This window comes from Fibrobacter succinogenes (genome assembly GCF_902779965.1).
GTDB lineage: Bacteria > Fibrobacterota > Fibrobacteria > Fibrobacterales > Fibrobacteraceae > Fibrobacter > Fibrobacter succinogenes_F.
The window spans coordinates 20,957-31,629 of record NZ_CACZDK010000039.1 but is presented as its reverse complement, the minus strand read 5'-3'; the positions used below and the strand labels follow the sequence as shown (position 1 = coordinate 31,629).

The following is a 10,673-nucleotide window of genomic DNA, read 5'->3' as shown; positions in this document are numbered from 1 at the left end:
CGGGCCCGGATTCTTGCCGTCACCGTAGGTGAATTCCTTGCCGGCAACCGGATCCACAATCTTCTTGATCGGGGTAATCACGGCGGCGGTACCGCATTCAGCAGTTTCAGAGAATTCAGCGAGTTCTTCGAACGGAACCTGGCGACGTTCCACGGTGTAGCCCAGGTATTCAGCCAGCTGCTGCAAGCTCTTGTTCGTAATGGACGGCAGAATGGATTCGGACTTCGGGGTCACGTAGGTCTTGCCCTTGATACCGAAGAAGTTTGCCGGACCGCATTCGTCGATGTACTTCTTTTCCTTCGCGTCCAGGTAGATGGTGCTGGAGTAGCCGAGCTTCTTGGCTTCTGCAAGAGACTGGAGGCTAGCAGCGTAGTTACCGCCAACCTTCACCGTACCCGTACCCTGCGGAGCGGCGCGGTCATAGTTGCGGCTAATCATCATATCAACAGGCTTGAACCCGTCGTACGGACCCACCGGAGTCACGAACATCATGAGCAGGTATTCGTCAGCGGGCTTCACACCGACTTCCGGGCTCATACCGATGAGGAGCGGACGGATGTAAAGCGTTGCACCGTAACCATACGGCGGCACAAAGCGGGCATTGGCCTTCACCACAGTGTGGACCATTTCGCGGAACAATTCAATAGGCGGCACAGCCATGAGTACGCGGTTAGCCGTGTTCTGCATGCGCTTGGCGTTTTCGTCAACGCGGAAGATACGGACCTTGCCGTCCTTGCCCGTGTAAGCCTTGAGGCCTTCAAAACCTTCCTGGCCGTAATGCAAGCAAGTAGCGGCCATGTGGATGCTAATGTCCTTGGAAGAAGAAAGTTCGATCTTGCCCCACTGACCATTGCGGTAGTAGCAGCGAACATTGTAATCGGTGTCATAATAACCGAAGGGGAGCGTCTTCCAATCGACAGTATTCAAATCAACTTGCATAGTATTAACCTTTTTTGCAATTGTGCATTTTTAAAGGTATCATTCGGTACCACGTGAAAAATACAATTATAAACGCGTTTTTGGCTCGTTTTATCGTGAAAAAATAAAGAAATATTGGCTATAAGCCCGCAACGCCCCGGCCTCGTTAGTCCTTAACGCAACGAACTGAATACGCGTAGTCCTTATTGATGGCATGCAGGTTCGCAAAGTCGTCGTAGTAGTACAAGTCCATGAGGTACACGCATTCGCTATCGAACTCAGTAGAACTCCAGAAGCTCGCATAGTAGCCAAAGTCGTCGAACAAACCTCGATGGCTCCTGCTGCCAGCAGGCAACGCCGAGAAGGCGTAGGCGTCCGTTCCGTTGCGGCTGTTATACCAGCCGCTAGTAGACTTGAGCATCTTGCCCACATCGTTCCAAAGCCATTCTTTCTCAGCTTCTTGTGTACCGCCAACCGCAATGAAAAGGGCTTCAAATTCAACCTTCGTAGGCAGGTGCCAGCCCTCGGGACAAATACCACGCACAGGGTACGTCGGTGAGCAAGTCTTATCATCGCCACAGCCCTTGCCGTTCATAGTCCATGCCCCCACGCTATCCATCACGGCGGCCCAGGTGTATAGGCGGCCGTACTTGGCGCAGTTGGACGCATCGTCATCAAAACACCAACTAATGGAATCGGAGGTGTAGTAGCGTCCATTAATGGTAATGTTATAGGGTACATCCGTATAAGCATAGTTGAGGTTTTCTGCCATCCAGATCTGGGTACCGATTTTAACAGTCTTGTAGGTCTGGCCATCGCGGGAGTCTTTCATACAATTTTCATCAATGTTCACATTGCACGATGTTCTTCCGACCAACGAACTGCTCGAACCGTCGCAATCCACGCAAACAGACGAAGAAGAATCCTCATCGGAATCAGTTACGGAATTGCTGCTGCCGTCATCGCCGCAAGCCACCAGCACCGCAACCACAAAACCAACCATCAAAAATTTTTTCAAAGTCATAAAATTCACTCCAACTAAGCACAGTAAATATAGACAAAATCATTTTTTCAGGGTGGTCAAAATTTTTTTACCACCTCCTTTTTCTCTTCATTTGTAGTTTGGAAAGTGTATCCCGCAGGAAATTTCTCGGGATTATTTCTGATAGCCTGGTTTATTTCCTTAGTTGGGACTCCATAATTTCAATGTCAAAAGATGACATTCTATTTTTTTGAGCGGAGGCTTTGCTAATCCTTGAGGCAACGAACAGAAAACCCGAGGTTCTTGTTCTTGCGGTTCAGGTTCGCATTGTCGTAGCCGTAGTACAAGTTCATGCGGTACGCGTAGCTGCTATCGTCCTCAGTAGAACTCCAGAAGTCCGCATCGGAGCCCTCGAGGTAGATATACCCATCGTAGTACCTGTAGCCAGCAGGCAACGCCGAGAAAGCGTAGGCGTCCGTCCCGTTGTCGTCCCCCCCCTTATGATCATACCAGCCGCTTGTGGACTTGAGCATCTTGCCCGCGGTCGATTTGCCGCCGACCGCCGTGAATAGTGTATGCCATTCCGTTGTATCCGGCAAATGCCAACCTTCGGGACAAATACCTCGCACCGGATATGTCGGCGAGCACACCCTACCATAGCCGCAACCCTTACCGTTCGTAGACCATGTTCCCACGCTGTCCATCGCGGCTGCCCAGGTGTAAAGGCGACCGTACTTGGTGCAGTTAGCGGGGACATTGTCATAGCACCAACTAGTGGAATCGGAGGTGTAGCTACTATCTATATAAGTGTATTTATAGGGAACACCAGTGTAGGCATAGTTCAGATTCTCCGCCATCCAAGTCTGCGTACCGATTTTCACAGTCTTGTAGGTTTGACCGTCACGTTCATCAGTCATGGATCCCTTAACTACAGTCGATGGATCCACATACGCAACGGAAGATGAAGATTGAACACCACTGCTAGAGGATGCAACACTCGACGATGACGATTCCGCAGAACTGCTGCTTGACGCAACACTCGACGACGATTCCGTAGAAGAGCTACTACTCAAACCACCGGAAGAACTACTAGACTCACCAGTTCCGCTGCTGCTGGAGTCTACCGAGGAACTCAACGAGGACGTCATAGACGAAGAACTTTCCGTTTTCTTTTCGCTCGAAGACGATTTCGCCGAGCTGCTGGATTTGGAATCGCTAGATTGTTTCGCGCTGTTCGCATTGACGCTGAAAGAACTACTGGACTTCGCCTTCGAACTGCTCGAACCGTCGCAGTCCTCGCAAACAGACGAAGATGAAACCTCGTCGGAATCAGTCGCAGAGCTGCTGTCATCGCCGCAAGCCACCAGAACCGTAGCCACAAAACCAATCGTCAAAAATTTTTTCAAAGTCATAAAAATTCTCTCCAACTAAGCACAGTAAATATAGACAAAATAAGCTCCCGGAGTATTTCCGAGAGCCACCACTTTATGCAAAACACTCGCCTTGATTAGTCCATCACGCAACGGACTGATATTCCGTTGTACTTACCATCATGACCTAGGTACACATCGTTGCTGTAGTGGTACATGTACATGATGTACACGTACTCGCTATCGTCCTCAGTAGAACTCCAGAAGCTCGCATCGTAGCCTTCGTCGCCAAAAAGTCCATCGAAGTTCCTGCCGCCAGCAGGCAACACCGCAAAGGAATAATCATCCGTGCCATTGCCGTTTAAATCATCATGTTCATTCCAATTCCAACCGCTTGTAGACTTGAGCATCTTACCCGTCGTAAACACCTCCCCGACTGCAGTGAACAATGTTTCAAATTCCGCAGTTGCAGGCAAGTGCCACCCCTCAGGGCAAACACCACGCACAGGGTATGTCGGCGAGCATTCGTTTCTGAAACCGCAACCCTTTCCGTTTGCAGTCCATGTTCCCACGCTGTCCATCGCGGCAGCCCATGTGTAAAGGCGACCATATTTTGCACAGTTGGCAGGATCGTTGTCATAGCACCAACTAATGGAATCGGAAGTGTGGGGATAATGCTCATAGGGAACGTCAGTGTATGATGCGTAATTCAAGTTCTCCGCCATCCAGGTCTGCGTGCCGATTTTAACAGTCTTGTAAGTCTGACCGTCACGTTCATCGGTCATAGTCCCCTTAACTACCGTCGAAGGATCTACATACCACTCGGGAACACTGCTACTAGACGACGATTTCGCAGAACAACTACTCGACTTCGCCTTCGAGCTGCTCGAACCGTCGCAGTCCTCGCAAGCAGACGAAGATGAAACCTCGTCGGAATCAGTCGCAGAGCTGCTGTCATCGCCGCAAGCCACCAGAACCGCAGCCACAAAACCAATCGTCAAAAATTTTTTCAAAGTCATAAAAATTCTCCAAGTAAGCGCAACAAATATAGACAAACAAACTCTCGGAACTTTTCCTAATTCAGGGAATCGTCGTCCATCGTAATGATTAGCACCCTTTCCCTCATTAAAAAGAGATAATTCTATATTTGGGCACGAAAAAAGTCTCAAAATGGAGTGAGAAATGTCTTTCGTTCAAGAACTGAAAAACAAAGTTTTAAATGAAGGTTATGAAACGACTCGCGAGGACGCCATCCAACTTTTAAGTGAAGACCTCGACGAACTCACTAAAGCCGCCGACGAAATTCGCGAAAAGTTCCACGGCGATGATTTTGATTTTTGTTCCATCGTGAACGCCCGCAGCGGCCGCTGCTCCGAGAACTGCAAGTACTGCGCCCAGAGCAGCTACTACCACACCGGCGCCCCCGAATACAAGTTGCTCAGCGCCGACGAGATTGTTGCCGACGCCAAGAAGAAAGAAGCGGCTGGCATTCCGCGCTACTCCATCGTGACATCGGGCCGTACGCTTTCGAACCGCGATGTAGAACAAATTAGCGAAGCACTCCGTCGCCTGAAAAAAGAGACGAAACTTTCGATTTGCCTTTCGGCAGGTCTCTTGAACAAGGAACAGTTCGACAAACTCAAGGAAGCTGGCCTCACCCGCTTCCACAACAACTTGGAAACGTATCGCCGTCATTTTCCGGATGTTTGCACGACGCACACTTACGATGATAAGATTGGTGCGCTCCAGAACGCACTTGCGGCTGGCCTCGAAATTTGCAGCGGCGGCATCATGGGTCTTGGCGAAACGATGGAAGACCGCATTGACATGTGCTTGGATTTGCGCAAACTCGGCGTCAAGTCTACTCCGGTGAACGTGCTGAACGCGATTCCCGGAACCCCTTACGAGAATCTCCCAAAACTCACGAACGACGAATTCTGCCGCATCGTGGCGATTTACCGATTCATCAACCCGAAGGCATTCATCCGTCTTGCGGGCGGTCGCGGCGTTTTAGGCGACGAAGGCAAGCGCGCATTCAAGAGTGGCGCAAATGCTGCCATCACGGACGACATGCTCACCACCGCCGGCGTAAACAGCTGCAAAGATTTCGAGCTCGTAAAAGGTCTCGGATTCAAGCCGCACGGATTTATCGAATAAATATCACACAATAAATAAGAATTACTGTTTTCAACACGTTTTTATGTAAATTTGACACGATGGATTTAAAAAGTCGTGTCTTTATAGGAATTTTACTTGCGTGTAGTTTGGTTCTTTCAAGCTGCGCTTTTCCTGTACGCCCAGGATACGACCGAAAGAGCGGTTCTTACAAGCGCTACAGAGTCCCGAAAAAAGAAATCGTAGAAGCAGACACCACCACGGTAAACGCGCAAGAGGAATTGGTTCAAGAAGAAATTCTTGCAGCAGCCTCCAAAAACACGGGTAAGTTGCAGATGAACGCGGCCGATTCTACCGACACGTTCGCACAAGATTCTACAGTGAGCAACGCCGCTAATTCCGGCAACAACAAATCCATCGTCAACGATTCCAGCACTAATATCGCCAGCGCCAATAACGGGGCTGTCAGGGAAAAACAAAAGCAAGACAGCTCTCAAGTTCGAAACAGCGATACTACAAAAACCGCTGTAAACGCAACCGCAAAAGCAACAGAAAAGAAGACTGAAAAAACGGTCGTTCCAAAGACAACCAACACAGCGAAAAAGCAAACGAAAACCGCTACAAAGCCGACGAATTTAGAGAAGTACGCCAAAGAATGGCTTGGTGCAAAGTACGTTTACGGAGCAGCAAGCAAAAAAAAGACAGACTGCTCCGGCTACGTGATGCAAGTCTACAAAGGGTTTTACGGGATATCACTCGACCACAACGCTCAACGCATCTATGACGATGGTCGCGGCTACTCCATCAAGCGCAACAAATTACAAGAAGGCGACCTCGTATTTTTCGGAAACTTCTGGAAAATCAGTCACGTTGGAATTTATTTAAAAGGGAACCGTTTCATCCACGCCAGCACAAGTAAAGGTGTGGTAATCACATCTATGGACGATAATTATTGGGCGTCTAAATACAAAGGTGCAAGACGATTTAAATAAGACAAATGCGTAAGTCGAGTGTCACGACTGATGACCCACCACTAAATTCCATATTCATTTTACTTCCGACTCCCTACCTCCTACTTCCTACTTTTTATATTTCGCACTATGAAGAAAATCGCATTTCAAGGCCGCCGCGGGGCCTACAGCGAAAGTGCCGCGTACCATCTTTTTGGAAACGATATCGAAGTCGTACCGATGGACACGTTCGAACAGATTTTCCAAGGCATCGAGACTGGTGTTGTGGATGGCGGTGCAATCCCTATCGAGAATTCTACGGCAGGTTCTATTTACGACAACTACGACTTGCTTTACAAGTGGCGCCACCCGATTGTCGCCGAAGTCAAGTTGCAGATTGAGCACACGCTTTGCGCCTTGCCCGGCACAAAAATAGAAGACCTCACCGAAGTGTTAAGCCACCCGCAAGGCCTTGCACAATGCAGCCGCTTTTTCGGACAGCACCCGAACATCAAGAGTACTGCATTCTACGATACCGCAGGCAGCGCCGAAGAAATCGCCAAGCGCGGCGACAAGCATATAGGCGCTATCGCAAGCGCTTATGCCGCCAAGTTCTATGGTCTTGACATTCTCAAACAAGGGCTCGAAAACTTGCCGGGCGTGAACTTCACGCGTTTTTACGCCATTCAGAAAGCTGCAATTGAACTGCCGGAATTTTCGGCAAGCGATGCAAGCAAGCCGCCCATCAAGACTACACTCTTGTTCATGTTGAACGATTCCAGCAAGTCTGGCGCTTTGTACGAAGCTCTCGGTTGCTTTGCCAAGCGCAACTTGAACCTCACCCGCATCGAAAGCCGTCCGCATCCAGACCGTCCGTGGGAATACATTTTCCACCTTTCGTTCGAAGGAAACCCGAAGGACCCGAACGTGGTTGAAGCGCTCAAGGAACTCCAGCAATATACAGACTTTATCTACAGACTCGGAAGCTTCCGCGAAGGAACAACGGAGAAGTTGAGTTATTAAGCTATGGGGACGCGCTAAAGCGCTTTCAGCACGCTACGCTTTGAGTTATGAGCTAAAACACAAAGTCATTGCTCAGAGCAAAGCGACCTCATACCCCACACCCCAAAGGAATTATTATGTCCTACACACGAACTGACAGAAAACCTGAAGAATATCGCAATCTCAAGATGACCACGGGCTTTATTTCGAGCGCCGACGGTTCCGTTCTCATCGAAATGGGACGTACCCGCGTCATCTGCAACGCAACGCTCCTCCCGAAAGTTCCGGACTGGCTTGCCGGACGCGGCACAGGCTGGATTACGGCTGAATACAGCCTGCTCCCGCAGAGCACGGGCAAACGCGTGGAACGCGAGCGCAAGGGCGCAAGCGGCCGTACGCAAGAAATCCAGCGCTTGGTAGGCCGCTCGCTGCGCGGCGCAGCCGACCTTGCAGCCCTCGGCGAGAACGCCATCGTGGTCGACTGCGACGTGATCGAAGCCGACGGCGGCACACGTACCGCAAGCATCATCGGCGGCTTCGTAGCCCTTGCCATTGCAGTGAAGAAAATTAAAGAACGCCTCGGCATCACGCAGCAGGTCCTAAAGCACGGTATCACAGCGATTTCCGTGGGCGTCGTGAATGGCAATCCGCTTTGCGACCTCTGCTATGTCGAAGACTCTGCCGCCGACGTCGACATGAACGTCGTCATGCAGGACGCAAAAAACTTCATCGAAGTCCAAGGCACCGGCGAGCACGCGAGCTTTGACCGCGCCATGCTCAACAAGCTTCTCGACCTCGGCGAAAACGCCTGCAAGGATATCTACAAAAAACAGATGGAACTCATCGGCGGCGAACTGCCGTAAGTTAGAATAGAAAAAAGCGCCCCCGTCCCGGAACAAAGTCCGGGACGACAAGCCGGGGTGACAAAGCAAGACATGACAAAGCCCGCCGCAATTGCGACGGGCTTCAAACGTAATTGCAGAAGCCTTCAATTACTAGAACGATGCCACTCTCGATTCGTCAATAACGCAAGCTCCATCGGGCAAGTATTTGCCAATAGCGATGACATTGAAACGTACTTGAGCACTGCTATCTCCGCTCAATTCGAATTTAATGGCTCGGGCCGTTTTTTCCAATCCTTCCGTCGCCATATCCTTCCACGTCAAGCACTTTTCGGTAGGAGTTATCGCCTTATTCAAGACGGCGCCTTTTTCGTTTACAGAATCAGAAACCAATATGACTCGCATATCCATTTCAGCCATATAGGTAACGCAAAGTCCGCCCCAATCTTCGATATTTCCAGCCATCGGGTAATAATCGGAAGTTTCTTCATCGAAACCAACAATCTTGATACCAACGCCAGCAAATGCCTGAATTGCATTTCCTTTATCTAAAGATACAGAAGCCGAAAGACCGCCCTTTGCACTCACGACATCGGAAACCCACTGAGAAGAATTCATGTATTCATCCGGCGAGCCATTTTCCCAAATCATAATGGAAGCACCACCAACGTCGTTATCGCTATAAGCGTACCAGAATCCACTACTCACGCCACTGGATCCCATTTTCACAAAATCGCTCGGCTCTTTCAAAGTGCCGTTCCAAAGGCAAGTTTCAGATTCCACAATACCATGCTTATAGGAGCTCACGCCCTTGATATTGAAATAACCGGACTCCTTCGGATTTCCATAAAACTTGAAGATAAGCGAGGTAGCTTTCTTAAAGATAGAACTGCCAGAATTGACATTTGCAGAATTCTGCTTAAAATCGGTCCATTGAGCGCAACGGGAAGAAGCCGCACCCTTTGCAGTCTTTTCGAAATTGACGCTAGGCATATTTTCAGCAGTAGCATCAACCTCGCCTTCTTTATAACCAAGGATACCCTTCATCAAAAGCTCGGACTCATAAGAAATGCACAAGCCGTCCCAATCCGAAATGTCGATAGTCGAATCCTTTTCGGCAAGCGCAATGCCGACGCCTGCACTCGGCGTAGACGAGCCTTCACCAAGTTCAACCGTTCCGCACATACCGCCGCAAAAAGAGACAAGCGAATCCATTTTGCCAATTACGCTTTCATTTTCCAAGGATACAGGGAACTTGATAGAAGAGGAACCGCCATCGTCTTCATCATCGACGCTATACCAGTAACCGGCATTGTTGCCCACATTTACACGGGCCGCACCATTGGAGCCGTTCCACAAATCGAACTTGTACCTTGCAGAACCGTCACTACTACTGCTGCTACTTTCAGGAACAAAAGAAGAAGAACTACTAACTTCGGCAATCGGATTGCCATCTTCCGTGATCCCGGTTGTTTCGTTTGTCTTGGAACATGCGACTGCACCTAGCAAAAGTGCACATGCCGACAGGTCAACGAACTTCTTTACCATATCACTTATCCTCCCCCCATGTCAGCGGGAACAACTGTAAATTCAATCTGTAAACCCTTTCAGTACGGCGACTGTTCAGGGCTATTTGAGCTATTTTTTTTCGGCAAGTATCCAGCTCTTGCAAAATCAGATTATAATCTTCGGCAGAAATTCCCATCGTGAGTCCCGTAAAGTTTCTCTCCGACGAAGAAAATCGACTGACCGCTTCACTTGCAAAAATAGCCATTTCACGGTGCATATTACGTAACGCGACAGACACGGCAGCAGTTGATCCTTTCAGATGTTTATCGGCTTGCACGTAGTTATCACCGTTCTTTTTCAAGAGTCCCGTCTTGACCATAAAATCAAGCGAATCGCGGACGTTCCCGGCAGCAACACCTTGGCAACAGCGCTTAGCAATATCACCGGGAGTCGCCCCAGGCATCACCGGCGCAAGTTCCCTCACCACCGGATGGACCCAAGATTCAAAATAACGGAACGCATCGCCATCAACGATTTTGACCTTGTTGTTCGAAGCCAACTCCAACATGACTTCATACGCAAGTTTGCGTTCCTGATCTGTCTTGGCGTGGCAATAGGTTACCATTGCTTTAAAATACTCAAGTTCAAAGCCCGCCAGATTCATTGCCTCCCCGACCTTTTCAGCCCCTTGAGGCGAAAGGCGGGTTTTACATTCACACACCAGTTTTAGATAAGTCGGAGACGTAAATCCCGAAGCACGTGCATATTCGCGCCACGAGAACGACGAAACTCTTTTTTTTTCGTCGTAATAGTCTTTCATGTAGATACGATAATCTTCGTATTCCGTTACCGGCTTCATGGCCGTAAATATATATCTTTTTGTGACATAAATCAATAGCTCATGATACTTCAACGCTATTTAAACGCGAAAAAACGGCTTTTTCTGAAAATTTTACAAAACGCCGCATTTTTCATGATACTAATT

Annotated in this window: 10 protein-coding genes and 1 pseudogene; 4 read left to right on the top strand and 7 right to left on the bottom strand. The window is 49.2% G+C overall.

All coding sequences use genetic code 11. The annotated features are described in order from the left end of the window. The 5 genes and pseudogenes from HUF13_RS14900 to HUF13_RS14880 form a co-directional block, all read right to left on the bottom strand. Window positions 1–960, bottom strand: a 960-nt coding sequence (locus tag HUF13_RS14900) for a branched-chain amino acid aminotransferase (RefSeq protein ID WP_304039253.1), incomplete at its 3' end; no start/stop codon positions are given. Between the two features lie 124 nt (window positions 961–1,084). Then, window positions 1,085–1,942 (bottom strand): fibrobacter succinogenes major paralogous domain-containing protein, encoded by an 858-nt coding sequence (locus tag HUF13_RS14895; protein WP_173388896.1) that lies wholly within the window; start codon window positions 1,940–1,942, stop codon window positions 1,085–1,087. 56 nt (window positions 1,943–1,998) lie between these two features. Further along, window positions 1,999–2,106 (bottom strand): annotated as a pseudogene (locus HUF13_RS17660) (ORF6N domain-containing protein); the annotation flags it as partial. A gap of 60 nt (window positions 2,107–2,166) precedes the next feature. Continuing rightward, entirely contained in the window at window positions 2,167–3,312 is a 1,146-nt protein-coding gene (locus HUF13_RS14885) for a fibrobacter succinogenes major paralogous domain-containing protein (protein ID WP_304039252.1), read from the bottom strand. 95 nt (window positions 3,313–3,407) lie between these two features. Then, a complete protein-coding gene (locus HUF13_RS14880) occupies window positions 3,408–4,289 on the bottom strand; it encodes a fibrobacter succinogenes major paralogous domain-containing protein (RefSeq protein ID WP_173475856.1) in 882 nt (293 codons plus the stop codon). A gap of 163 nt (window positions 4,290–4,452) precedes the next feature. On the opposite strand from HUF13_RS14880, the gene bioB reads away from it, so the two are divergent. The 4 genes from bioB (at window position 4,453) to rph (ending at window position 8,200) form a co-directional block, all read left to right on the top strand. After that, window positions 4,453–5,427 carry a biotin synthase BioB gene (bioB, locus tag HUF13_RS14875; RefSeq protein WP_173475855.1) on the top strand — a complete coding sequence of 325 codons (975 nt, stop codon included), beginning with the start codon at window positions 4,453–4,455 and terminating at the stop codon, window positions 5,425–5,427. A 107-nt stretch (window positions 5,428–5,534) separates the two neighbouring features. Further along, on the top strand, window positions 5,535–6,377 hold the full coding sequence (locus tag HUF13_RS14870) for a C40 family peptidase (RefSeq protein WP_304039250.1): 843 nt from the start codon (window positions 5,535–5,537) through the stop codon (window positions 6,375–6,377). Between the two features lie 108 nt (window positions 6,378–6,485). After that, window positions 6,486–7,358, top strand: a complete 873-nt coding sequence (locus HUF13_RS14865; RefSeq protein ID WP_173475853.1) for a prephenate dehydratase — start codon at window positions 6,486–6,488, stop codon at window positions 7,356–7,358. Between the two features lie 116 nt (window positions 7,359–7,474). After that, window positions 7,475–8,200, top strand: a complete 726-nt coding sequence (gene rph / locus HUF13_RS14860) for a ribonuclease PH (protein ID WP_173475852.1) — start codon at window positions 7,475–7,477, stop codon at window positions 8,198–8,200. A 132-nt stretch (window positions 8,201–8,332) separates the two neighbouring features. Here rph and HUF13_RS14855 read toward each other — a convergent pair whose 3' ends face one another. Beyond that, window positions 8,333–9,727 (bottom strand): hypothetical protein, encoded by a 1,395-nt coding sequence (locus HUF13_RS14855; RefSeq protein WP_173475851.1) that lies wholly within the window; start codon window positions 9,725–9,727, stop codon window positions 8,333–8,335. A gap of 1 nt (window position 9,728) precedes the next feature. Beyond that, window positions 9,729–10,547, bottom strand: a complete 819-nt coding sequence (locus HUF13_RS14850) for a TIGR02147 family protein (RefSeq protein WP_173475850.1) — start codon at window positions 10,545–10,547, stop codon at window positions 9,729–9,731. Window positions 10,548–10,673 lie beyond the last annotated feature (126 nt).

Excerpts from the sequence above, each read along its gene's own strand:
- bioB (WP_173475855.1), top strand. The coding sequence starts at position 4,453 with ATGTCTTTCGTTCAAGAACTGAAAAACAAAGTTTTAAATGAAGGTTAT.
- HUF13_RS14850 (WP_173475850.1), bottom strand. The coding sequence starts at position 10,547 with ATGAAGCCGGTAACGGAATACGAAGATTATCGTATCTACATGAAAGAC.
- HUF13_RS14855 (WP_173475851.1), bottom strand. The coding sequence starts at position 9,727 with ATGGTAAAGAAGTTCGTTGACCTGTCGGCATGTGCACTTTTGCTAGGT.
- HUF13_RS14885 (WP_304039252.1), bottom strand. The coding sequence starts at position 3,312 with ATGACTTTGAAAAAATTTTTGACGATTGGTTTTGTGGCTACGGTTCTG.
- rph (WP_173475852.1), top strand. The coding sequence starts at position 7,475 with ATGTCCTACACACGAACTGACAGAAAACCTGAAGAATATCGCAATCTC.
- HUF13_RS14865 (WP_173475853.1), top strand. The coding sequence starts at position 6,486 with ATGAAGAAAATCGCATTTCAAGGCCGCCGCGGGGCCTACAGCGAAAGT.
- HUF13_RS14880 (WP_173475856.1), bottom strand. The coding sequence starts at position 4,289 with ATGACTTTGAAAAAATTTTTGACGATTGGTTTTGTGGCTGCGGTTCTG.
- HUF13_RS14895 (WP_173388896.1), bottom strand. The coding sequence starts at position 1,942 with ATGACTTTGAAAAAATTTTTGATGGTTGGTTTTGTGGTTGCGGTGCTG.